This is a genomic window from Brenneria sp. hezel4-2-4 (assembly GCF_013155275.1).
Taxonomy (GTDB): domain Bacteria; phylum Pseudomonadota; class Gammaproteobacteria; order Enterobacterales; family Enterobacteriaceae; genus Brenneria.
In genome coordinates, this window is record NZ_JABJXS010000003.1 from 34,420 (window position 1) to 58,566 (window position 24,147).

Here is a 24,147-nt window from a genome sequence, read left to right on the forward strand (position 1 = left end):
GGGGGAGAACGCCGCAGACACCTCGTCAGCGGCGTGACTTCGACTTTACTCCCGCTCCAGCGCGTGTATCGGCTCCATTTGCGCGGCACGTCGCGCGGGGAAGAAGCCGAAGATAATGCCAATCAAGCTGGAGCAAAGGAAGGCGGCGATAATCGATCCGCTGGAGTAGACCATGGCGAAATTGGTGCTGAATTTGGCGAATATCACCCCCACGCTCAGCGAGAGCGCCACGCCCAACGCCCCGCCGAACAGACAGACCAGTACGGCTTCGATCAGAAATTGCTGCATGATGTCGCTGGTTCTGGCGCCGACCGCCATGCGTACGCCAATTTCCCGCGTGCGCTCGGTGACGGAAACCAGCATGATATTCATCACCCCGATGCCGCCGACCAGCAGGGAAATCAGCGCAATCATTGACACCAGCAGCGTCATGGTCGAGGTGGTTTTCTCAATGGTCTGGCGGATGCTGTCGGTGTTCATGACAAAAAAGTCTTTTGTGCCATGCCGTTGCGTCAGTATCTGGGTAATTCCCTGTTCCGCGACGTTCAGATCGACATTGTCGTTCACCCGCACGGTAATGCTTTTCAGATAAGACTGGCCGATCATGCGCTTCATCGCCGTGGTGTAGGGCACCCAGACGTTCAGGTTTTCATCGCTGCCGAATCCGGACTGGCTTTTACTGACTACGCCGATAATCCGGCTCGGCATCGAATCAAGTAAAATGACCTGACCAATCGGATCTTCTCCGTTGGGGAACAGCTTATCCCGGGTATTTTTATCAATCACCGCGTCTTGCGTCAGATTATCAACGCTGCTGCTCGGGAAGGTGATGCCTTGTTCAAGCTGGTAGCCGCGAACGGTAAAGAACTGTTCGCCAACCCCGGTCACGTTTGCCGAAACGGCAATGTTGCGGTAGCGCAGCGTAATGCTGGTCGATACCGAAGGCGTTACGCTATGCACATAGGGCTGCTGCGCCAGCGGTGAAATATCCGTGGCGCGCAGCGTCTGAATCGCGCTGGATCGCATATCGCCGAAGTCTTTACCAGGGTAAATCTCCAGCGTACTGGTGCCCATGGCGCTGATATCCTCCAGTATCTTCTGCTGCGAACCTTTTCCCAATGCCACCACGGACACCACGGAGGCGATGCCGATGATGATGCCGAGCATCGTCAGAAAGGTTCTCATGCGTTGCGCATTCATCGCCAGCAACGCCATTTTAAACGCATCAATGAAGCGATCTTTCACCTGGTTAAGAGATGATACTGTTGATGACGACGCGGCGGGCGAGGGCTGCGGCAGCGCCGGCGACGGTTTCACCTGACGGTCGGCGATGATTTCGCCGTCGCGGATCTCGATAATTCGCTCGGCCATTTCCGCGATTTGCATATCATGCGTCACAATCACCACCGTGTGGCCCTGGGTATGCAGATCTTTAAGAATGCCGAGCACGTCATTGCCGCTGTGCGTATCCAGTGCGCCCGTAGGTTCGTCGGCCAAAATAACGCTGCCGCCGTTCATCAGCGCGCGGGCGATACTGACCCGCTGTTGTTGCCCGCCGGAAAGCTGGCTGGGACGATAGTTCAGGCGTTCGCCCAGCCCCAGCCTGCCAAGCAGTTCGGCGGCGCGCTGCCGCCGAAGCTGGCGCGATTTACCCGCATAGATGGCGGGAACTTCCACGTTGCCTTGTGCGGTGAGATCGCCCAACAGGTGGTAGCGTTGGAAGATAAAGCCAAAGTTTTCGCGGCGCAGCTGCGCCAACCGATCGCTGCTTAACGTCTGCACCGCGTGCCCGGCGACCTGATAGTCCCCCTCTGACGGTTTATCCAGACATCCCAGGATGTTCATCAGGGTCGATTTCCCCGATCCTGATGCCCCCACGATGGCGACCATTTCCCCGGCGCCGATCGTCAGATTAATATTCTTCAGCACCGTGACGGTTTGTTCGCCGTTGATGAAGCGGCGCGTGATATTGCTAAGTTTGAGTAATGGCTCAGACATGCTTACATCCCCATCGGCGGGCCGGCCCGACGCGTGGTGGTATTGCTGCTGTTGCCTGATTGCTGGCTGACGATGACGCGCTCGCCCGCATTGACGCCAGTGAGCAGTTGGGTATAAACGTTGTCGTTAAGACCGACGGTGACCGCCCTGGATTCAACCTGTCCCTGGTCGTTAACCACCTGGACGAAGCTCATGCCGTCGTGAGAGCTTAAGGCGGTGGCGGGAACGGCAATGGCGCCTTTGACCGACGACAGCAGGATATAGACCTGCGCGGTCATGGAGATGCGCAATATGCCGTCGGGATTCTCTATGTCGAACAGGCCGTTGTAATAGATGGCGCTGCTGGATGATGAACTGCTGGTGCTGCTGCTGGAAGACGATGATGAGGTGTCGTCGTCGTCAATGGAGTCCGGGGCCGGCTCAATGTCCCGCAGCGTTGCCTGATAACGTTGGGCCGGTTCGCCGAGAATACTGAACCATACCGGCATGCCGGTCTTGATTTTAACGATGTCGGCCTCGGATATTTGCGCTTTGATCGTCATGGTGTCCAAATTGGCGACTTTGGCGATGGTGGGCGTACTTTGCGCCGCATTGACCGTTTGCCCCGCTTCGACCGGCAGCGAGACGATGGTGCCGTCCATCGGCGACAGAATTTTGGTATACCCTAGATTGACCTGGGCGGTGTTCACGGCGATCTGGGCCTGAACAATTTGCGCATCCAACGCGTCAATATCGGCTTTTGTCGCATCCAGCGTGGCTTTGGCGCTGTCGTAATCCGCCTGGGCGCCGACGCCGCGTTTTATCAGCATCTGCTGGCGTTGCCAATTCAATTCGTCATTGCGCAGCGTGGCGACTTTGGCCGCCCGTTGCGCCTGCACGTTTTTTAATGCGGCTTCACTGTTTTTCAACGTGTTTTGCTGCGTAAGGTCATCAATTTCCGCCAGCAACTGCCCTTTGGTGACGCTATCTCCCAACGTCACGTGCAGCGCTTTTATCTGTCCTGAAACCTGCGCACCGACGCTAACCAGTTTTTGTGCTTCTATGGTGCCATCCGCCAGAACGGTTTCTTCCATATCGCGGACTTCAGCGACGGCGGTGATATAATTTACTGTGGAATCCGACCGCGATGAAAACATATAAATAAGCACGGCGGTAAGTACAACACCAACCGCCACGCTAACGTTGCGGGTTGTCATGAATCGTAATGGCATCAGGAAAAAGCGTCCTTAAAAATACATCGGCAAATAAGTAAACAGCTGGATAGGATAATTTACTCCGGGTACGAAAAGGAATAGGTAATCTTTAGTGAAAGAATATGCAAGGATTTCGTAAATCTGGCTGCGAAGATTTATGCCAGACCTGAGAATACACGATACATCCGCGAATGGGGACAGGGTATGAAAATTTTACTGGTCGATGATGACGTAGAACTGGGAAATATGCTTTGCGAATATCTGAATGCCGAAGGGTTTGCGACATCAAGGGTACTGACCGGCAAAGAGGGAATTGATGGTGCGATATCAGGCGAGTATACCGCGATTATCCTGGATATCATGTTGCCGGACATGAGCGGTATTGATGTTTTGCGTCAGATAAGAAAAAGCCAGCAGTTGCCGGTGATTATGCTGACGGCAAAGGGCGACAATATCGATCGCGTCATCGGGCTGGAGATGGGCGCCGATGACTACATGCCGAAGCCCTGCTATCCGCGTGAACTGGTTGCCCGGCTGAGAGCGGTGCTGCGTCGTTATGACGACCAGCCAAGTAAAAAATCGGATGAAGGCATCGCCTCGTGCGGCGAACTGGTGCTTAACCCGGCGACTCGCAGCAGCGAGTGGCGGGGGCAGGCTTTTGATCTGACCGCATCGGAGTTTAATTTATTGGAATTACTGCTGCGATCCCCGGAACGGGTGGTATCAAAAGATGAACTCTCGGAAACGTGCCTTGGGCGCCGACGTGAGGCGTACGATCGCAGCGTGGACGTGCATATCAGTAATATTCGCCAGAAGCTCAGCGCGCTGGATGGCAATGAGATGACGATTGAAACGGTGCGCAGCGTGGGATATCGGATTCGTTAATGATGATACGCGGGCGGCTGTTCTGGAAAATATTACTGGGGTTCTGGTTGACGTTTATCGTCATTTCGCAACTGTTATGGTTGGCATTCTCTATGTATGGCGAGCGGTTTAAACCGCTGGAAGAGAGCGTTGTTACGCGCATTGCAACCATGCAGACGACGATTGCAACGACAGCGTTGCGGCAGGGGGGATTGACTGCGCTGAACGGCGTGATGGCGCAGTGGCCGGAAAAAGAACGGCACTATATATCGGTAACCACGTCATCGCAGCCATTGCCCGATCGGGAAATCGCGCCTCGAACGGAGTCGGCTGCTGAGTTTAAAAGGGGCGCGCCGCGCAATATAGTCGAACAGGTTAACGGGCCACAGGGCGAGTGGTATCAGGTGCGTTATGATATAAAACGGCTGCATAGCGAGTTTCGGTCCCGCAGACCGCCGCAAATTCTCAATATGCCTGCGCCTCTGATCTGGGTCGGCGGTCTAGGCGGATTGCTTTTCAGTTGGCTATTGGCATGGAATCTGACCCGGCCGCTTAATCAGCTTCGCGGCGGCTTTGGTCGGGTGGCTCAGGGCGATCTCTCCGTGCGCCTGTTGCCGGTGATGCGCAAACGGCATGATGAAATCAGTGAAGTGGCGCGCGACTTTGACTCGATGGTCGAACGACTGGACATCCTGGTCAGTACCAGAGAACAACTGCTGCATGATGTTTCCCATGAATTGCGTTCTCCCCTGGCCCGATTGCAATTGGCTATCGGCCTGGCGCGTCAGAATGCCGACAATACGGAAAGTTCGCTGTTGCGCATAGAACGTGAGTCTGCCCGTATGGACAAGATGATCGGCGAACTGCTGGCGCTCTCGCGCACGCAAAATTCTGGCGTTGACGAAGAATATTTTGATTTGCTGGGACTGGTAACGGCGGTGGTCAATGACGCGCGTTACGAAGCGCAGGTTCCCGGCGTGGAAATCCTGTTACAAGCGGATGACGGCGTCGATCACACGGTTAAGGGCAATGCTAATCTGATGCGCAGAGCGATTGATAATATCGTGCGTAATGCGCTGAGGTTTTCCTCCCGCGCGCAACAGGTTTGCGTTTCGCTCAGCGGAGATGAACATGAATGGACGATCCGGGTGGTCGATCAAGGGCCGGGGGTCGAGAAAAGTAAGTTATCCAGCATTTTTGATCCCTTTATCCGCATCGAATCGCCGCTTTCCGGCAAAGGCTACGGGTTAGGGTTGGCCATTGCCCGCAAAGTTGTGCTGGCCCATGGTGGGCACATTGAAGCAGAAAACGGGGAGCAGGGCGGGTTGATTATTTGTCTGCGTATTCCTCGCTGGAAGTAATACAAAAACGGCACCGCAGGGGTGCCGTTTTTCAACCATCAATCAATGACGATGCGGTTTATTTCTTAATACGAATAACCGGCGTTTCACCAACAACCACGGTGCCGTTCAGCTTAATCAGTTCTTTGATTTCATCCATATTGGAGATAACCACCGGCGTCAGCGTGGACTTGGCTTTTTCTTCCAACAGCGGCAGATCGAACTCAATAATGAGATCGCCTTTCTTCACGCGTTGACCTTCTTCCGCGATACGTTTGAAGCCTTCGCCTTTCAGTTCGACGGTATCGATACCAAAGTGAACGAATAGCTCAATACCGCTATCAGACTCGATAGAAAAAGCATGGTTAGTTTCAAAAATTTTACCGATCGTGCCATCTACCGGCGCAACGATTTTGTTACCCGTAGGTTTAATGGCAATCCCGTCACCCACGATCTTTTCAGCAAAGACGACATCGGGCACATCTTCAATATTGACGATTTCGCCGGACAGCGGGGCAATGATTTCGATGCTGCCAGTGTCTTTTTTGTCATCCGAAACCAGAGATTTCAACTTATCGAACAAACCCATGATCTTCTCCTAAGCATTAATATTGGGCCAGCATGTGGAATCAGCAGAGCGTTTTTTCTTTAATGAATCGGCTCACCAGGTTGCTTAACTCTTGTGCTGTTGGTTGGGACAGAGCCTGCTCCGCCAGCGCCTTCGCATCTTCGTAATTCGCATTACGGATAATTTTCTTGATGCTCGGGATAGAGATTGCACTCATGCTGAATTCGTCCAGACCCATTCCCAATAACAGTAGTGTAGCACGTTCGTCACCAGCGAGCTCACCACACATTCCCGTCCACTTACCTTCGGCATGGGATGCGTCAATCACCTGTTTAATCAGGGTCAATACTGCTGGAGACATCGGGTTGTAGAGATGAGAAATCAGCTCATTACCACGATCAACCGCCAGAGTATACTGGGTTAAGTCGTTTGTCCCAATACTAAAGAAGTCAACTTCTTTCGCCAAATGATGAGCAATGGCCGCCGCCGCCGGCGTTTCGACCATTACACCCACTTCGATGGACTCATCAAAGGCTTTACCTTCTTCCCTCAGTTGCCCTTTCAGCATCTCCAGTTCGGCTTTCAGTTCGCGAACTTCTTCGACCGAGATGATCATCGGGAACATAATGCGCAGTTTGCCGAAACTGGAAGCGCGCAGGATAGCACGCAACTGTGCATGGAGAATTTCTTTGCGATCCAGACAGATACGGATTGCACGCCAGCCCAGGAACGGGTTCTCTTCCTTCGGCAGATTCATGTAAGGCAGGTCTTTATCGCCGCCGATATCCATGGTGCGCACGATCACCGCCTGAGCGCCGACGGCTTCGGCAACGGCTTTGTAAGCCTGGAACTGCTCTTCTTCGGTCGGCAGCGCGTCGCGATCCATAAACAAGAATTCGGTGCGGTACAGACCAACGCCTTCGGCGCCGTTGCGTTCGGCGCCGGCGACGTCACGCACCGTACCGATGTTGGCGCACACTTCAACCTGATGACCGTCCAGCGTGACCGCCGGCAAATCTTTCAGTTTGGCCAGTTCGTGCTTTTCAGAGCTGTATTGTTGCTGAACCGCTTTTAATTCATCGATAACTTCAGAGGACGGATTCTGATAAATTTTGTTATTTACCGCATCCAGAATCAGAAAATCGCCGTTTTTAACCTGCTTGGTGACATTGGTCGTGCCGACAATCGCCGGTAGCTCCAGCGAGCGGGCCATAATGGACGTATGAGAAGTACGGCCACCGAGATCGGTGATAAAGCCCAACACTTTGTCCAGATTCAACTGTGCGGTTTCAGACGGCGTCAGGTCGGTGGCGACCAGAATGACTTCGTCTTTGATATCGCCCAGATCGACGATGGTCATATTAAGAATGTTCTTCAGCAGACGTTTGCCGATATCCCGCATGTCTGCGGCACGTTCTTTCAGATATTCATCGTCAAGTTCTTCCAGCGCTTTGGCCTGATTTTCAATCACTGAAAATGCGGCGGCGTCGGCAGAAGCGTGTTCATCTTTAATCAGGGCTATGATTTCCTGCTCGAACTCTTCATCTTCCAGCAACATGATGTGGCCTTCGAAGATGGCTTCTTTCTCTGCGCCCAGCGTTTCACCCGCTTTGTTCTTGATGGCTTCCAGCTGTTTAGAGGCCTTGGCCCGACCAGTCAGAAAACGTTCAACTTCGTGCTCTACTTGGTCAGCAGAGATTTTTTTCCGGTTGATGACTATTTCATCTTCTTTCAGTAACAGTGCCTTACCAAAAGCAATGCCCGGTGATACTAATATGCCTGAAATCATAACCCTACCTTACTCGATTCTGATGCTCACTAAAAAGGCTTGCCTGTTGTTACTCAAGCTCCGCCATCAGTTTAACCAGATGTTCTACGGCTTTCTTTTCATCCTCACCTTCTGCGGCGATAGTCACCACAGTACCCTGCGTTAAACCAAGCGTCTGCAATTTGAACAGGCTCTTGGCGCTGGCGCTTTTGCCATTGGAGGTTACGGTGATTTCGGAAGTAAACCCTTTGGCTTCCTTGACAAACTGAGCAGCAGGACGAGTGTGCAGGCCATTCGGTGCTGTAATAGTCACTTCTTGCTGGAACATTCTGTTTTCCCCAACTTGTGGATTAAATTAATGTTGTGGAACTAAAGCTTAGTGTATTCACTAAACTTTAGCCTGTGTGGTTAGCCCTGATATGTTACAGGGGCAGGCCGGGATGCGGCAAGGAAACGGCGAAAAGTATTTCCTGAATAAAATACCACCAAACCTCGCCTGGTTCTCGAATCATTATTTGAAATCAGTAGCAAAATGATGTTGCAGCCATTTTTGCATGGTTAAATCGATTCAGCCGCCAGGGATTTTGGTGCGGTATTTATTTCACGCATCAAAATAATTGTTCGGTTAAATACTAGACCTGACATAGAAAAGCAATCCATCGATGATGGAAAGTTTGAACTACTCCACAAAAATGGCCCAAAAAAAGCACCTGAACAGGTGCTTTTTTAACATTCTTTTTACTTATCCTTGCGGATGGAAGAACGCATTTATTGCTGCAATTCCTGCTCGGTAAAGAGATCGGCGAACAGCGCCGTACTCAGGTAGCGCTCACCGGAGGATGGCAGGATAACAACGATGGTTTTATCCTCGAATTCTTTTTCTTTGAGCAGGTTAAGCGCGGCGGCAACGGCGGCGCCTGAAGAGATCCCGGCTAAAATACCTTCTTCTTCCATTAAACGACGCGCGGTACTGATAGCTTCTTCGTTAGTGATTTTTTCTACCCGGTCTATCAGCGTAAGGTCGAGGTTGCCCGGAATGAAGCCTGCGCCAATCCCCTGGATCTTGTGCGGACCGGGTTTCAGCTCTTCACCCGCCAGCGCCTGACTGATAACCGGTGAATCAGTAGGTTCCACGGCCACGCTGGTGATGGCCTTGCCTTTGGTGTTTTTGATGTAACGGCTAACCCCGGTCAGAGTGCCGCCAGTACCCACACCGGCGATAAATACATCCACTTCGCCGTCGGTATCTTCCCAGATTTCCGGCCCGGTGGTCTTTTCATGAATTTCCGGGTTGGCCGGGTTACTGAACTGCTGTAGCAGCAAAAAACGCTCAGGATCGCTGGCGACAATCTCTTCGGCCTTGGCGATGGCGCCTTTCATGCCTTTTGCACCTTCGGTAAGCACCAGTTTCGCTCCCAGCGCTTTCAGAAGTTTACGGCGTTCGATACTCATGGTTTCCGGCATGGTCAGCGTCAGCTTATAACCCCGCGCGGCAGCGACATAGGCTAACGCGATACCGGTATTCCCGCTGGTTGGTTCAACCAGTTCGATGCCTTTTTTCAACACGCCGCGCTTTTCCGCATCCCAAATCAGGTTTGAACCGATACGGCATTTAACGCTAAAACTGGGATTGCGGGATTCAACCTTAGCCAGAATGCGTCCGTTGCCGATACGGTTCAGACGAACCAGCGGCGTATGGCCGATTGTGAAAGAATTGTCTTCGTAGATCTTGCTCATAGCCTGTCCTTATAACTGTATGAAATTTTTGCGAACATAGAGAGAATACTCGTTCACGCACTCCAGTGAAGTAAAGAATTGCTATATCGTTATGTTCTTAAGAAATATCTTTTCATTACAATAGAAAACATCAGCTCATGTGAGCCATCTCTCACTGCTGTTTTTGCATTGCCGTGGAAAGATTGCGATACCGTTCGACCCACAGCGCGGTTGCGCCGCAAACGGCGACCGGCATGATGACCAGATTCAGGAACGGAATCAGAGTAAACAAGCTGATCAACGCGCCAAACTGCATATTGGTAATTTTGTGTCGCCGCAGTGCCTGACGCATGGCGGGAAAGCTGACCTTATGATTATCGAAAGGATAGTCGCAATATTGAATGGCCAGCATCCAGGCGCTGAACAGGAACCAAAGCACCGGGGCGACGGTCTGCCCGATGCCCGGTATGAAGTAGAGTAAAAGCAGAAACAGGGCGCGTGGCAGGTAATAGGCCAGTTTCTGTACCTCGCGTTTCATTATGCGGGGAACGTCTTTCGCCATCCCCAGCATGCCGCTGTCAGGTAATGACTGGCCGGTCAGGCGCGCTTCCAACTGTTCTGCCAGCAGGCCGTTAAAGGGCGCGGCAATAAAATTGGCGAGCGTGCTGAATAGATAGCCGAACACCAGCAGCACAGACAGCACGGCGATCGGCCAGATCAGATAGCTAAGCCACTGAAGCCATGTCGGAACATGGCTCATGAGCTGCGGGATCCAATCGCCAAGGCGGGTGAACAGCCACCAGAACGCGCCCCCCATCAGTAAACTATTCACCAGCAAGGGCAGGATGACGAAACGTCGGATGCCGGGCAGTGAAATCAGGCGCCATCCCTCGATAAAGTAATGTACGCCGCTGCGGGGTTTGGCAACCTGTTTTGAGTAAGGCATAGGATGATTGTTCTCAGTCGTCTATTCGTGATTGCATCATATCGGGATGATTTTAGACTGACCAGTCTGCATTTGGATGAAAAAACAGCAAAAAAATGCGTTGTATCTATCTTTATTGTCATAATGTACCGTGCAGACTTGCACTTGTGTACGCAGGCAAATAGAGTTAGTGGTATATAACCATTTGCCGTGGTGGCAATGTATTGGAACAATTGGGATAGCAATAATGCAGGACTTGCGTCTGATATTAATCGTCGTTGGCGCGATCGCTATAATAGCGCTGTTACTGCACGGCTTGTGGACCAGCCGTAAAGAGCGTTCGTCCCTTTTTCGTGATCGCCCGGTTAAGCGATTGAAAAAAGAGCGTGATGACACTCCGCTTGAGGATCTTGATGAGGGCGTCGGCGAGGTGCGCGTGAAAAGCGCGCGGACGCAGAATGAGCCTTCGCTGGGCAGCTATAACGAAAAGAGTTATAGCGCAAAGGAAGAAACACGGCCTGAAACCCAATCGCCATTCAGGAATACTGTTCAGCCTGAGTCAGCCTATGATCCGTTGCTGGATGAAGCCACGCCTGTTGATTCCCCGCGTTCTCAAATTCATGGGGATGGTCGTCCCAAGATCGCTGAACCCAAACTGGATATGTCGCCACGGGAACGCTCCGCATTTTCCGATGATTTCTCTCTGGCGGATAGTCAGCACGAGGAAACGGAATCAACCGCCGCCCAGTCTCAGCCGGCAGCGCCAGAGCCTGTTCAGGAAGAGCAACCGAAAGAAGCCGTTTTGGTGCTGCATGTCGCCGCGCATCATGGCGGCGTCATCGGCGGCGAACTGCTGCTGCAAAGCGTGTTGCAGGCAGGATTCCAGTTCGGAGAAATGAATATTTTCCACCGTCATGTCAACCCGGCCGGCGCCGGGCCGGTGTTGTTCAGTCTGGCGAATATGGTCAAGCCCGGCTCGTTTGATCCTGAGGACATGGCAGAGTTTTCCACTCCCGGCGTTTCGATGTTTATGATGGTGCCTTCTTACGGTGACGCCGGCCAGAACTTTAAGCTGATGCTACAGTCGGCGCAGCGTATCGCCGATGATGTCGGCGGCGTGGTGCTGGACGATGAGCGAAGAATGATGACGCCGCAGAAAGTCGAATCCTATAAAATGCGTATTCGGGATGTGTTGAAAGCCAATACCTGATAGCGTCACTGACCTGATCATGGTGAAAGCCTCCAGTGCCGGAGGCTTTTTTATTGATGTTCATGGCTGCGCGTCGGCAAGCGGAATGCGCGACCTGTTGATTCAACGCCGCGGCCAAATGGTCGGCGGCATCGATTATCGGAGCGCAGTTATTCGTTATCTGCTGCCGTTGATTTTTCAGCGGCGGAGAATTTCGCTTCCAGTTCCGTCAGGCGCTGCTCCAGTCGGGAGATTTTCTCGCGGGTGCGTAGCAGAACCTGAGTCTGAACGTCGAATTCTTCGCGGTTGACCAAATCCAGCCGACTGAATTGTGCCTGCAATACCTGACGGATTTTCTTCTCTACATCATCGCCCAATTCCCGGATACCTTTTGGCATAGACTCATGCACCTGACGGGCGATCTGCTCAATTTTTTTCGGGTCAATCATGGCGCTTTCCTGATAATGTTATGTAGGATGATCATATCGGTAAGTGTAATGCTAGTTGAGTGTTGGATAAACTAAAACTCTTATTTACATTGCCGTTATTCATCGTTGTCATGTCACATTTCCTGTGGCTAATCAATTGCCCTGCCACTTTGTTAGCGTTATAGTAACCCTGCTTATTCTCAGGGCGGGGTGTGATTCCCCACCGGCGGTAAACCAGCCGTATATAACGTATACGTGTTGGAAGCCCGCGAGCGCTCACCGTTTGGTTTTCCAACGTGAGGTCAGCAGATCCGGTGTGATTCCGGAGCCGACGGTTAAAGTCCGGATGGGAGAGAGTAACGGTACCTGTCGGGTGTAACGCCCGCTCGCGTTATTTTGTTAGTCATTACAATGCAATCAGTCGTAATGATTACTCCTCAAGCTCGCCCTGATTCTGGTAATCCATATTAACATTGAGGTTTTTTTACCATGAATCAGACATTACTTTCTGAATTCGGCAATCCGACTGAACGTGTGGAACGCGCACTAGATGCATTACGTCAAGGACGTGGTGTATTGGTGTTGGATGATGAAGATCGCGAAAACGAAGGTGACATGATTTTTGCGGCTGAAAATATGACCGTAGAGCAAATGGCGCTGACTATTCGTCATGGCAGCGGCATCGTGTGCCTGTGCCTGACGGAAGAACGTCGTCAGCAACTGGAATTACCGATGATGGTGGCGCATAACTCCAGTCATTATCAAACGGCTTTCACGGTCACTATTGAAGCGGCTGAAGGCGTCACCACGGGGGTTTCCGCCGCCGATCGCATCACCACTATCCGTGCGGCGATAGCGGATAATGCCAAGCCAAGCGATTTGAATCATCCCGGACATGTTTTTCCGCTGCGCGCCCAGCCGGGCGGGGTATTAACCCGTGGCGGGCATACCGAAGCATCCGTTGATCTGACGACGCTGGCCGGTCTTAAGCCCGCTGGCGTGTTGTGCGAACTGACCAACGACGATGGCTCTATGGCGCATGCGCCGGAAGTGATCGCTTTTGCCAAACAACATGATATGCCGGTATTAACCATTGAAGACCTGGTGGCCTATCGTCAGGCGACGGAACGTAAGGCAAGTTGATTTCACGCATTGACGCCTGGTAATCAGTTAGAGGGCCGATCTATCGGCCCTTTGTTATTTGGTCTTTACCACCGGCTTATGGAATCAGGCCGGGTCGTATCATGATATTTTTCTTGCCAACAACGTCGCAAAACGTAGCTTAATCCTGTTGCCGTTTTCATCCGTCTTGTGTAATTCGCCGAGCTCTTCGTTATATTTGACGATCTCCCAATCGGCATAATAATTCTTCAGTTCACCTTCCTTAAATGTGAAAGAGAACGGCATCGGGCAAGGGTAGTCATCGGTCGACATGGCGGCAATAATCAGGTTATGTCCGCCTGGCAACGTGCTTTCCTGTATATTACGAATGATATGGGGCATGCGCTCGGGCGCCAAAAACATAAGAACGACGGTTGAGAGAATAAAATCGTACCGCTCTTTTATTGCCGCCAGGTTGATATCGTAAGTACGCGCCTGAATATTCTTCAGATCTTCTTTTCGGATAATGTCATTTAATGCGCCGATGCTGTGTTCGTTTTTATCGTAGGCGGTGACATTAAATCCGCGCAGATTCAGATATAGCGCGTTACGCCCGCCGCCGCAGCCTAAATCCAGCGTTTTGCCGGGTTTGATAAATGGCATGGCGTCAATGACGTCGGAATGGGTGCGCGTCAGTCCGTACTTTTTATGATAGAAATCCTCCGGGGTGCAGAAAAAGCTCAGTTGGCATTCAAGATCGTCCGAAAAGGAGACGATACGGTGCCAGACTTGCGGCTCTACAAAAGGCGGCTGATGTTGCTGTGAGCAATGAAATGTTTCCTGAATGTCGCCGTTTTCGTGTAACAGCGCAAAGGTCATTTTCCCTTGCAGGATGGTGAGCTTGGCCCAGGTGCCTTCCTGGGTGTTGTGTCTCTCCTGAAAGGCTGTGGGCAATGTCTGAGGGTTCCACTGCGGCATCTTCTTATAACTAATCAGATCTTGCATCTTTACCTCGGTCGATAAACGGGATGTCGGTATTCTATAAACCGGCGCGCAGGCTGACCAGAAATATGTATTTAAAATACATTATTTGTTTTTCGGCGGGGATAAAGTAAAAAAACCATTCCGGCGTTAGTGCCGGAATGGTTCTGACTGATACGTTAACCGTGAACCATCAGGCGCATTGGGTGCATTTGGCGGCCTGAATCACCTGGAAGAAATCATTTCCCTTATCATCCACCAGAATAAAGGCGGGGAAATCTTCCACTTCGATTTTCCAGATCGCTTCCATACCCAGTTCCGGATATTCCACGCAGGTCAGGCTTTTGATGCTGTTCTGCGCCAGAATGGCCGCCGGGCCGCCAATGCTGCCGAGGTAGAAACCACCGTGTTTCTTACACGCATCGGTCACCTGCTGGCTGCGGTTGCCTTTTGCCAGCATGATCATGCTGCCGCCGTTGGCTTGCAGTAAATCGACATAGGAATCCATGCGTCCGGCCGTCGTCGGGCCTAAAGAACCAGAGGCATAGCCCGCCGGGGTTTTGGCCGGGCCGGCGTAGTAGATCGGGTGATCTTTAATGTACTGCGGTAGACCTTCACCCTTGTCCAGACGTTCTTTCAGTTTGGCGTGCGCGATGTCGCGGCCCACGATGATGGTGCCGGTCAGAGACAGACGGGTGGAAACCGGGTATTGCGACAGCTCTTGCAGAATTTCCGGCATTGGGCGATTGAGATCGATTTTGACCGCTTCGCCTTCACCCGCTTCTCGCAAATGTTCAGGAATATATTTACCCGGATTGTGCTCAAGCTGTTCCAGCCATACGCCTTTGCGGTTGATTTTCCCCTTGATGTTGCGGTCGGCGGAACAGGACACCCCCATACCGACCGGGCAGGACGCGCCGTGGCGCGGCAGGCGGATAATGCGCACATCGTGGGCGAAATATTTACCGCCGAACTGCGCGCCCAGACCAAGATTGCGGGCCTCTTCCAGCAGTTCCTGTTCAAGCGCGATATCCCGGAATGCCTGACCGTGTTCATTACCCTCGGTCGGCAATTCGTCATAATATTTGGTTGAGGCCAGCTTAACGGTTTTGAGAGTGGTTTCGGCGGAGGTGCCGCCGATAACAAAGGCGATATGGTACGGCGGGCAGGCGGCCGTGCCCAGCGTGCGCATTTTTTCCAGCAGGAAGTTTTTCAGTTTGCCGGGCGTCAACAGCGCTTTGGTTTCCTGATACAGATAGGTTTTGTTGGCGGAACCGCCGCCTTTGCAGACAAACAGGAACTTATAGTCTTCGCCCTCGGTACTGTAGAGGTCGATCTGCGCAGGCAGATTGGTGCCGGTGTTCACTTCCTGGTACATATCCAGCGCGGCATTCTGCGAATAGCGCAGGTTATCTTCGATAAAGGTATTGTAAACGCCGTGGGACAACGCTTCGGCATCGTTGGCGCCGGTCCAGACCCGCTGGCCTTTCTTGCCGACGATAATCGCGGTTCCGGTATCCTGACAGGTCGGCAGAATGCCTTTGGCGGCGATTTCAGAGTTGCGCAGAAATTGCAGGGCGACGTATTTGTCGTTTTCGCTGGCTTCCGGGTCGTGAAGAATATCGGCAACCTGTTGCTGATGGGACGGGCGGAGCATAAAAGATGCATCGTGGAAGGCTTGCTGGGCGAGCAGGGTAAGCGCTTCCGGTTCGATTTTCAGGATGTCCTGGCCTTCAAATTGCGTAACGGACACGTAGTCACTGCTGAGAAGGCGATACTCGGTGTCATCTTTACTTAGCGGAAAAGGATCTTGGTAATAAAAGGGTTTATTCGACATTTTTTTCTCACTTGCGTTCGCATTATTAGTAGGTTTATATCCCGTATGATTCTAATAACCTTTGCATAGGGCAGGGCAACCGCATTTGGCGCAAATACAAAAGCAATTCACTCTATAATAGTATGGTTTTATGATGGGTAGAACCACTTTGGTTCATCACAGAATTGGCAAGAAAATCGCGTAAGTGTTTTTTTTACAACATAATATAAAAAGTAAAATCATTGTAATGAAACAGGCTGAATTATTAAGATTACGCGGAGTTAAGTTGGTTAATTAAATTATTTAATTAAAATAAACCTCTATTTGGCAATCATAATCATTTAATTAGCGCAGTAATTTTTTTTAGCCGATGACATAAGTCCAAAATAATATAAGTAAGCGGCATCGGAAACCCGGCGCCGCGTAGTGTCTTAGGGATGCGGCGTTGTCGGTGAAACAGCGGCAACGTCCTGCTGAGCCAGTAGGTTATCAATCATCCATAGGCCCGCCGGGCCGGGCGGACAGGGTTTAGACCAGGCGATATCGACCTCGATAAGCAGCGGCCAGCCGGCGACGGGCAATTCGACCAAATGTTGGCTGTACTGTGAAACCAGCCAGCGCGGCAGGATGCTCCAGCCAAAACCCTGTTCCGCCATTTCCAGCAGCATAAGATAGGACGGCGCGGACCAGACTACGCCTTCAGCCTGTAGCCTATCGTTGCGTTTATAGGTGTTCAGATAAAGCTGGCGCACGGTGGAGAGCTGGCTGCGGGTGACTTTTTTCTCGGCGGCCAGCGGATGCGTCGCCGCAACAAATATCGCCATTTCTGTTTTTATCTGCGATCGGGAAACCGCGATATCCGGTGGATAAGCGGATTGCGCCCGCACCAGCCCGACGTGCGCGCGTTGGGATTGCAGCAAATCAATCACATCGTCATCTTCCGCAATCAGGCATTCAAACTCAATATCAGGAAAACGCTGGGCGAAGCGTTGCAATACGGGTTCGTAATGCATGGTTTTCCAGGTATCGGACAGCACAAATGTCAGCCGTGGTTCAATATTGTCGGCCAGCCGGATCGCCAACTCATCCAGCGCATCGCTGGCGGACAGGATCGCCTGCACATAAGCCAGAATTTTTTTACCTGCCTGGGTCAAAACGGGCTGATGCCCGGCGCGATCGAACAGCGTCAGCCCTAAGTCTGCTTCCAGATTGGCGATGGCCGCGCTGACGGTGGACTGGCTTTTATGCAGATGCCGCGCAGCGGCTGAAAATGAGCCGGTATTGACGGTAGCGATAAACGCCAGCAAGGATTCAGGGGAATAACGCATCTCTCACTCTATCGCTTTTATCGATGGATTCTAATTTTATTCTATCAGCTATTACGATGAAAATGACACCCGGTATCGCGTTCCCGCCCTTGAAAGCGGCGGGGATCGATCAGTGAACACCGAGTGAATAGAAGTGAATGTGCTATGCAAAAGAAAACGCTACGTGAACGCATTGTCCATGCGGTTGGTTTTGAAATTATTGCCCTGCTGATTTCTGCCCCCGTGGGGGCCTGGGTGCTGAACAGGCCGATATTGGATATCGGCGCGCTGGCGATCGTGTTGTCCGGCGTGGCGATGATCTGGAACATGATTTATAACGCCGTATTCGACCGGCTGTGGCCCGTCGAGCGGGGGACGCGCCGTTGGCCGCTGCGGATAGGCCATGCGTTAGGGTTTGAAGGCGGATTTATTTTTATCGGCCTGCCGCTGGCGGCGTGGATGCTGAATATTACGCTGTGGCAGGCGTTGATGATCGACATCGGTTTTTTTCTGTTCTTTCTGCCTTATACCATGGCATACAACTGGCTTTACGATATCTTGCGCGCGCGTATCGTTCATCGGCGCGAGATGAGCAATGCGCATGGCGTATCCGTGAATTCTCGCCTGCGCTGATGATGGCGCAGGTTTGCTTTCAGGGAAGCCGCACGGTCAGCGGCTCCGCCGGCGCGTCATTTTAAACGCCTGATACGCCGGCAGCGACGGAACCCGCCATAAATACCAGGACGCAATCGTGCGATAAGGCTGACAGCGGCGGCTCAATTCATGCAGCGTATGTCGGGACGGCGTTTCCGGCAGTCCGTAAACATAACTCAGCCCTTGCTTAATCCCCAGATCGTCTAGCGGCATAATGTCAGTGCGTTCGAGCGAGTAAATCAGAAACATTTCCACCGTCCAGCGCCCGATGCCTTTTAGCGAGCAGAGTTGTTCGATGAGCGCCTCATCGTCCATCGCCGTGGCCTGTTCGAGGCTGGGAACCAGCCCGCTGAGCGCTCCCTGGGCGATAGCGCGCAGGGTTTCAGCCTTACGGGCGGAGAAGCCGCATTGTCTTAGCGTTTCACTGGAGCAGGCGGCTATTTGCTCCGCGCTGGGAAAGGTTTGTCCTGTCTGGTCATGAACGCGCAATAGTTTCGCCACCATCGCATCGCCGGCTCGGGTGGTGAGCTGCTGATAGGCTACGGCGCGAATTAATGCCTCATAAGGTTCCCGGTGAGGCGCCGTTTGATGATGGCAGTCGCCGATTTGTGATATCAGATCGGTCCACCGGTCATTAATCGCGCAGAGATGTTCTCTGGCCAGGCGGTCAACGTGCTGCTGGCGATCGGGTGTCATAAACTTTTTCCAAGTCTGGGGTGATAAAATTAAGCGTCAGGAACCTGAGCATAGGTGATTGTATGGCGATCTGCTATGCCATGCGCGGCCGCGAGCGGGATGCGGAATTAAAAAGCAAGAATTGAGCGTGTTGGCGAGGTCTTTTCATCTTATGGTGATTGCCTGTCCCTGGCGGATAAGGCTGCCGGAGTCCATTACGCGGGAGGTGAAAAATGAAACCGGGCGATAAATCCCATCAGGAAGACGATCCGCGCTGGCTGGCGGTGCTGGCCCGCAATAAAGCGGCGGACGGCCACTTTATTTATGCGGTGAAAACGACCGGGGTGTATTGTGCGCCGTCCTGCGCCTCACGTCGGCCCAGACGTGAAAATGTGGTGTTCTTCGCCACCGCTGACCAGGCGCAGGCGGCGGGATTTCGCCCTTGTAAGCGTTGCCGCCAGGGCGGAATATCGCGGGAGGCGCAGCAGGCGGAACAAATTGTCCGGGCCTGTCGGATGATAGAGCAGACCGAGAAGCCCCCGGCGCTGGATGCGCTGGCGAAAGCGGTGGGGTTAAGCCGGTTTCATTTTCACCGTTTATTTAAGTCGATAACCGGCGTTACGCCAAAACACTATGCCAAAGCCCATCGTCAGCAACAGCTCCGTCAACGGCTGACGAAAGATCACGCCATTACCGACGCGATCCTGGATGCCGGCTATAGCGACACCGGGCGCTTCTATGCGGAGTCCAATGCGCAACTGGGCATGACGCCGACAACCTTTCAACACAAAGGGCTGGGTATGACGATCTATTTCGCTGTCGGCGCCTGTTCGGTGGGGGATATTCTGGTGGCTGAGAGCGAGCGGGGGATTTGCGCTATTCTGTTGGGGGATGATGCGCAACAACTGGTGAATGCGTTGCAGGATATGTTTGCCAATGCGCAACTGGTGGGCGGAGATGCGGCGTTTGAGCAGCGAGTGGCGCAGGTGGTCGGCTTTGTCGATGCGCCGGAAATCGGGCTGGCGTTGCCGCTTGATATCCGCGGAACGGCATTCCAGCGACGGGTGTGGCAGGCGTTGCGGGATATTCCGGCCGGGGAGACCGCCAGCTATCGCGACATCGCCGCCAGGATCGGTTCACCCGCGTCGGTGCGGGCGGTGGCGGGCGCCTGCGCGGCTAACCGGCTGGCCGTGGCGATCCCCTGCCATCGGGTGGTTCGCCATGATGGTTCATTGTCGGGTTATCGCTGGGGCGTGGCGCGTAAAAGCGCCTTGTTGGCGAAAGAAGCACGGGTAAAAGAAGCGGAGGCATCAGCGCGTCATGAATCTTGATTTATTTGAGCAGGAAGAACCGAGACGCTGGACGGAACCGCTGGCGCCCGGCGCGGTTATCCTGCGCGGGTTTGCTTATCAACAGGCTCCGGCGTTGATGGCGGCGGTCAACGCCGTTGCCGCGCAAGCGGCGTTCCGCCATATGACGACGCCGGGCGGCTATACCATGTCGGTCGCCATGAGCAACTGCGGGCCGCTAGGCTGGGTGACGGATGAAACCGGCTATCGCTATTCTCCCGTTGATCCGCTCAGCGGGAAGCCGTGGCCGGCTATGCCGGATATCTTTTCTCAACTGGCGAAAAAAGCCGCCGGTGAAGCCGGTTTTGTCGATTTTGAACCCGATGCCTGTCTGATTAATCGTTATGAGGTCGGCGCCCGGCTGTCGCTGCATCAGGATAAAGACGAATATGATCGCCGGCAGCCCATTGTCTCTTTCTCTCTGGGGCTAAGCGCCGTGTTCTTGTTTGGCGGCATGACGCGTGGCGAGCGGGCGCAGCGGCTGCCGCTGGGGCACGGCGATGTGGTGGTCTGGGGCGGCGCGTCGCGGCTGCGCTATCACGGGATTTTGCCGCTGAAAGGCGGTTCGGTGCCTTCGTACCTGCCGGGAGAGTATCGGTTTAATCTGACGTTTCGTAAAGCGGGCGCCTGAACCGTTAATCGTTATCTGCCGTGAATAAAATGATGGCCGTCGTCTTCATTAAGATGCTTGAATACCAGACAGCAAATCGGTAATCCAATGCCAAGCAATAAAAATAACAGGCTAAAGCTGCTTACGTTAAAGATGGTTTCAAATTGGGACAGAAAGCGTAATACCGGAAAGGTGAGCGCCATACTGACCATCACCGAGATTAATTGCGTCATGGTCAGCAGGTTATTGCCGCTATGATAAGTTGAATTGTTCAGGTTGCTGAATGCCAACGTATTTTCTGCGGAATGCAGCGTTGAAATCAATATTCCCAGAATAGTGGCGATAATGCCGATCTGCATCATCGATTTTTCCTGTACCGCGAAACTCATGGCAAGAATAAATATCGAGGTAAAACCGGTGGTCATCATTAGCAGCCTGCGGTAGCCGGCGCGTTTAATCATTGGCTCGAAAAGCATTTTCGACAGCAGCGCGCCGGTAGAAAAAAGCAGCAGGATCATGCTTGTTTCCACCGGCGGGCAGGCCAGCGTCGTCTGCAACATTAATGAGAGCACCACGGGCGTGGACGACAGCAACACCCGGGTTAAAATTCCGCCAAAGATACCGATGGAGAACGTTTTTATTTCAAATAGCGATGAGGGAAACAGCGTCTCTCTTTTGGTGATGTCCCGCTTGAAATAAAGAAAAGCCAGACCGGTGCCTGACAAACAAAGCAGGATGGCGGCAGGCGCGGGGAGTAGATTTTTGGGCATCGCGGTGAGCGTGAATGCGGCGAGAAAAAGCATTAATACCAGCAACACCAGCCCATAAGAATCGGCCTGGCGCTCCACGCTGATGGCTTCGTCGGGAATATATTTTTGCGCCAAAAAAAGGCAGAGCAGCGATAACGGAATATTAGCGATAAAAATAACCCGCCATGAAACAAGATTAACCACGAAGCTGCCTAATACCGGCCCAATCATCGTACCCAATAAACCGAGCAAGGTAATGCGGTTCAGGAATATCAGCTTCATGGCCTGCGGCGTGGTTCTTAAGATGACGGTTCTGATGATCGGCAACATCAGCGCGCCGCCGATCCCCTGAATAAAACGAAAGGCGCTTAAGCCAAGAATAGAGTTCGCGGTCACGCACAGCAGCGAGCCGAGCATAAATATGCCGATGGCCAACAGATAGGTTTTTTTTTCGCCGAAACGCTCCGCCAGCCAGCCATTGACCGGCGTAAAGGCCACCACGGTGATGACGTAGGAAATGACGATGATTTCCATATGCAACACCGGTTGATGCAGTGAATCCGCAATGGCTGGAATGGCGATATACAGCATGGTGGTATCCAGGGATTGCATAAAAAAGGTGATCGATGCAATCCAGAACAACACCCATGATGTATTCATCGGCTCAGGCCACCGTCATTTGTCCGGCATAGAGCACGAACATGCGCAACAAAAACACGCCTAACAGGCTTAACGCGGCCATTGCCGCGAGATTCATTCTGCCCGGTTCATGGTTTTTGCCTAAAAAGCTGGCGAGCAGCGGTACGACAATTCCCAAGCCGACAATACCGATCCAGAACACGCCGCCCCAGAAGCCGGTAAGCGCGGTATGCGCCGCCACCGCTTTTTGTCCGCCGCCGAGAAACAGGCCGACAAAGAAGGCAAACAGCAGAAACACTTCGGCATAGATAACCGGATTCTCTATTTTATGTATAAAACGCATGGTTGCGGTATTGCCGGAAGCATGACGATTCATGGCGCTGGCGAGCATCGCAACCGCAATGCCTGAAGTGGTGCCGGAAGCCAAAAACAATACCGGTAATACCGGGTTGTTTAATAACGGGAACGATTTCAGCGCCGACAGCAGGAAACCGGTATAGCAGCCGAGCAGAATGGCCAGCACCAGCAGCGTTTTTTCAATCAGGCCGGCTTTATTGGCAATCGCGGCGGTGATTTTTTGCGCCAGCGCGGTCAGCGCCGGGCGATGGATTTTAGTTTCTATCAGGTGGAGCAACTCGCTACGGTAGAGGTTGATAATCCACAGCGCGATCGCCACGAAATAGATCTGAAATAACATCACCCCCAGCGACATGATGGAGGTGGGGCTATAGAAAACCATCAGATACCAGAAGGTCATCGGCCGCGTCAGGTGAAAAATCAGGATCAGCAGCCCGATGATGACCGCCAGCGGGGCGATGACGGCGGTCGATTTTATAATGTTATTGCTGCCGTTATATTCGGCAGGCACATAGTATTTAATCAGAATCGACAGCGACACCATTCCCGCCGAGATACCCACCAGCAACAGATAAATGGCGATGGGCCAATCCCATACCAGCGTGTCAAAATGGAAAGCGTTAAGCATTGTCTATTTCTCCCCGTCTGCCCGGTACGCGATAAAGTTGTGGTTCGGTGCCCAGATAGACTTTCGACCGATAGGTTGAATTGCTCTTAATCATTTTTGAAATATCGCTGTCGGGATCGTTCAGATCGCCGAACACCAGGGCTTTGGTCGGGCATATTTCAACGCAGGCGGGTTGTTTCCCCGCCGCCAGATTGGTTTCCCGGCAAAAATTACATTTATCCGCTGTTTTACTGACCGGGTTAATGAAACGGACGTGATAAGGGCAGGCGGCGATGCAGTAGCGGCAACCGACGCAGCGTTTGTCGTTGACGTCGACGATGCCGGTTAAGGCGTCTTTAAATGACGCGCCGGTCGGGCATACCGACACGCAGGGCGGGTTCTCACAATGCTGACAGGATTTGCGGAAATATTGTCTGAATGAGCGCGTTTTCCCCTCGGCGGGAATATCCACGGTTTTCAGTATTTCCAGCCTGGTCACGCCATCGGGTACGTTGTTGGTGGTTTTACAGGCGCCGATACAGGCGTTGCAGCCAATGCAGCGTTGCTCATTGTGCAGCAGGCCGTATTTAACGGCAGTGGATTTAGCGGTTTTGGTCGGTTGATCCGTCGTCTCTGCAAGCGCGAGACTGGAATTCCCGGTGACAACAATCGCGCTTCCCAGATACGCGATAAAACGACGGCGAGAAAATTCTTCCATAACATAACCTTCACATTGAAACTGCAGTCATGCAGCTGAAAAATGGCGCCGATATAGCAAACCATCGTGATAGGCTTTTGCTGGATTTGAGTCATCCTGAGGATAGACGAGAAAATCCCTGTGTCTGTAACAAAAACCCATTGCGGAAAGTGGCGCCAATCTGGCATCAGAGGTAATTTTTGACTTAGAATATTCCGGTTCTGATCGCTAACTTACCCATACCCGTCATACTTCACGTTGCCTGTGCGTGGTTCAAAACCACAACGTTTCGTCGTGCGGCGCGAATTATCCAGGGGATATACCCCCTGTTTTTTTATTGTTTTTTATTTGACCATAGGTCCACGGATAGGGTTGTGCTGTTAGTCACATTTATTTCTTTGTATATCCACATAAAATTTATCCAAATCTACTTTAACTCCCTGTTATCCGGGTAAGTCTCCCGGCTATTCAGTTCGATAGCGCCTGAATAATCCGCAACATAATGAATTTTTTTTGAAAATCGCCGCCTATCCGTTCCGGCCGCGATGGCTGCGTTTTCCTCCTTTGTCTTTGTTAATTCTTTGTTGTGAGAAATTCATTTTTTGAATGCATAAAT

At 52.4% G+C, this 24,147-nt stretch carries 22 protein-coding genes and 1 riboswitch; of the genes, 7 read left to right on the forward strand and 15 right to left on the reverse strand.

Features of this window, described 5'->3' with window-relative positions:
- Nucleotides 1-45: 45 nt before the first annotated feature.
- Nucleotides 46-1,998 carry a MacB family efflux pump subunit gene (locus HOY33_RS06975; protein ID WP_172289500.1) on the reverse strand — a complete coding sequence of 651 codons (1,953 nt, stop codon included), beginning with the start codon at nt 1,996-1,998 and terminating at the stop codon, nt 46-48.
- Nucleotides 1,999-2,000: 2 nt separating this feature from the next.
- Nucleotides 2,001-3,134, reverse strand: coding sequence for an efflux RND transporter periplasmic adaptor subunit (locus HOY33_RS06980; RefSeq protein ID WP_233356385.1), 1,134 nt, complete (start codon nt 3,132-3,134; stop codon nt 2,001-2,003).
- A 261-nt stretch (nt 3,135-3,395) separates the two neighbouring features.
- Between HOY33_RS06980 and HOY33_RS06985 the strand changes: the two genes are divergently transcribed.
- Nucleotides 3,396-4,076 carry a response regulator transcription factor gene (locus tag HOY33_RS06985; protein ID WP_172289502.1) on the forward strand — a complete coding sequence of 227 codons (681 nt, stop codon included), beginning with the start codon at nt 3,396-3,398 and terminating at the stop codon, nt 4,074-4,076.
- Entirely contained in the window at nt 4,076-5,416 is a 1,341-nt protein-coding gene (locus tag HOY33_RS06990) for an ATP-binding protein (protein WP_172289503.1), read from the forward strand. Before HOY33_RS06985 ends, HOY33_RS06990 begins: the two co-directional genes overlap by 1 nt.
- 58 nt (nt 5,417-5,474) lie before the next feature.
- On the opposite strand, the gene crr is transcribed toward HOY33_RS06990, so the two are convergent.
- The 5 genes from crr to cysZ form a co-directional block, all read right to left on the reverse strand.
- Nucleotides 5,475-5,984: a PTS glucose transporter subunit IIA gene (crr, locus tag HOY33_RS06995; protein ID WP_172289504.1), complete on the reverse strand. Its 510-nt coding sequence runs from the start codon at nt 5,982-5,984 to the stop codon at nt 5,475-5,477.
- A 40-nt stretch (nt 5,985-6,024) separates the two neighbouring features.
- Nucleotides 6,025-7,752, reverse strand: coding sequence for a phosphoenolpyruvate-protein phosphotransferase PtsI (ptsI, locus tag HOY33_RS07000; RefSeq protein ID WP_172289505.1), 1,728 nt, complete (start codon nt 7,750-7,752; stop codon nt 6,025-6,027).
- A 49-nt stretch (nt 7,753-7,801) separates the two neighbouring features.
- Nucleotides 7,802-8,059 (reverse strand): phosphocarrier protein Hpr, encoded by a 258-nt coding sequence (gene ptsH / locus HOY33_RS07005; RefSeq protein ID WP_172289506.1) that lies wholly within the window; start codon nt 8,057-8,059, stop codon nt 7,802-7,804.
- 440 nt (nt 8,060-8,499) lie between these two features.
- Nucleotides 8,500-9,468 carry a cysteine synthase A gene (cysK, locus tag HOY33_RS07010; protein WP_172289507.1) on the reverse strand — a complete coding sequence of 323 codons (969 nt, stop codon included), beginning with the start codon at nt 9,466-9,468 and terminating at the stop codon, nt 8,500-8,502.
- A 151-nt stretch (nt 9,469-9,619) separates the two neighbouring features.
- Nucleotides 9,620-10,393 (reverse strand): sulfate transporter CysZ, encoded by a 774-nt coding sequence (gene cysZ, locus HOY33_RS07015; protein WP_172289508.1) that lies wholly within the window; start codon nt 10,391-10,393, stop codon nt 9,620-9,622.
- 223 nt (nt 10,394-10,616) lie between these two features.
- Here cysZ and zipA point away from each other — a divergent pair, with 223 nt between their 5' ends.
- Nucleotides 10,617-11,582: a cell division protein ZipA gene (gene zipA, locus HOY33_RS07020; RefSeq protein ID WP_330527822.1), complete on the forward strand. Its 966-nt coding sequence runs from the start codon at nt 10,617-10,619 to the stop codon at nt 11,580-11,582.
- A gap of 149 nt (nt 11,583-11,731) precedes the next feature.
- Here zipA and HOY33_RS07025 read toward each other — a convergent pair whose 3' ends face one another.
- Nucleotides 11,732-12,010, reverse strand: a complete 279-nt coding sequence (locus HOY33_RS07025; protein WP_172289510.1) for an accessory factor UbiK family protein — start codon at nt 12,008-12,010, stop codon at nt 11,732-11,734.
- A 171-nt stretch (nt 12,011-12,181) separates the two neighbouring features.
- A riboswitch (FMN riboswitch) is annotated at nt 12,182-12,351 on the forward strand.
- 127 nt (nt 12,352-12,478) lie between these two features.
- Between HOY33_RS07025 and ribB the strand changes: the two genes are divergently transcribed.
- Complete coding sequence (gene ribB, locus HOY33_RS07030) at nt 12,479-13,132, forward strand: 3,4-dihydroxy-2-butanone-4-phosphate synthase (protein ID WP_172289511.1); 654 nt, start codon at nt 12,479-12,481, stop codon at nt 13,130-13,132.
- A 99-nt stretch (nt 13,133-13,231) separates the two neighbouring features.
- Here ribB and tehB read toward each other — a convergent pair whose 3' ends face one another.
- The 3 genes from tehB to HOY33_RS07045 form a co-directional block, all read right to left on the reverse strand.
- Complete coding sequence (gene tehB / locus HOY33_RS07035; protein WP_172289512.1) at nt 13,232-14,095, reverse strand: SAM-dependent methyltransferase TehB; 864 nt, start codon at nt 14,093-14,095, stop codon at nt 13,232-13,234.
- A 169-nt stretch (nt 14,096-14,264) separates the two neighbouring features.
- Nucleotides 14,265-15,908, reverse strand: coding sequence for a class I fumarate hydratase FumA (fumA, locus tag HOY33_RS07040; RefSeq protein WP_172289513.1), 1,644 nt, complete (start codon nt 15,906-15,908; stop codon nt 14,265-14,267).
- A gap of 410 nt (nt 15,909-16,318) precedes the next feature.
- Nucleotides 16,319-17,215 carry a LysR family transcriptional regulator gene (locus HOY33_RS07045; protein ID WP_172289514.1) on the reverse strand — a complete coding sequence of 299 codons (897 nt, stop codon included), beginning with the start codon at nt 17,213-17,215 and terminating at the stop codon, nt 16,319-16,321.
- 144 nt (nt 17,216-17,359) lie between these two features.
- Here HOY33_RS07045 and HOY33_RS07050 point away from each other — a divergent pair, with 144 nt between their 5' ends.
- A complete protein-coding gene (locus HOY33_RS07050) occupies nt 17,360-17,827 on the forward strand; it encodes a multidrug/biocide efflux PACE transporter (protein ID WP_172289515.1) in 468 nt (155 codons plus the stop codon).
- Nucleotides 17,828-17,863: 36 nt separating this feature from the next.
- Here the strand turns inward: HOY33_RS07050 and HOY33_RS07055 are convergent, their stop codons facing one another.
- Nucleotides 17,864-18,544 (reverse strand): DNA-3-methyladenine glycosylase, encoded by a 681-nt coding sequence (locus tag HOY33_RS07055; RefSeq protein WP_172289516.1) that lies wholly within the window; start codon nt 18,542-18,544, stop codon nt 17,864-17,866.
- Nucleotides 18,545-18,756: 212 nt separating this feature from the next.
- On the opposite strand from HOY33_RS07055, the gene ada reads away from it, so the two are divergent.
- Nucleotides 18,757-19,854, forward strand: a complete 1,098-nt coding sequence (gene ada, locus HOY33_RS07060) for a bifunctional DNA-binding transcriptional regulator/O6-methylguanine-DNA methyltransferase Ada (protein WP_172289517.1) — start codon at nt 18,757-18,759, stop codon at nt 19,852-19,854.
- Nucleotides 19,844-20,503, forward strand: a complete 660-nt coding sequence (gene alkB / locus HOY33_RS07065) for a DNA oxidative demethylase AlkB (protein ID WP_172289518.1) — start codon at nt 19,844-19,846, stop codon at nt 20,501-20,503. The genes ada and alkB overlap by 11 nt, the downstream gene beginning before the upstream one ends.
- 11 nt (nt 20,504-20,514) lie before the next feature.
- Here alkB and HOY33_RS07070 read toward each other — a convergent pair whose 3' ends face one another.
- From HOY33_RS07070 to HOY33_RS07080, 3 genes are read right to left on the reverse strand one after another with little or no spacing between them, the layout of a single operon-like run.
- Complete coding sequence (locus HOY33_RS07070) at nt 20,515-21,891, reverse strand: MFS transporter (RefSeq protein WP_172289519.1); 1,377 nt, start codon at nt 21,889-21,891, stop codon at nt 20,515-20,517.
- 4 nt (nt 21,892-21,895) lie between these two features.
- Nucleotides 21,896-22,855 carry a cytochrome c nitrite reductase subunit NrfD gene (nrfD, locus tag HOY33_RS07075; protein ID WP_172289520.1) on the reverse strand — a complete coding sequence of 320 codons (960 nt, stop codon included), beginning with the start codon at nt 22,853-22,855 and terminating at the stop codon, nt 21,896-21,898.
- The gene (locus HOY33_RS07080) at nt 22,848-23,552 is read right to left on the reverse strand and encodes a 4Fe-4S dicluster domain-containing protein (RefSeq protein WP_172289521.1); all 705 of its coding nucleotides are present in this window, start codon (nt 23,550-23,552) and stop codon (nt 22,848-22,850) included. The genes nrfD and HOY33_RS07080 overlap by 8 nt, the downstream gene beginning before the upstream one ends.
- Nucleotides 23,553-24,147 lie beyond the last annotated feature (595 nt).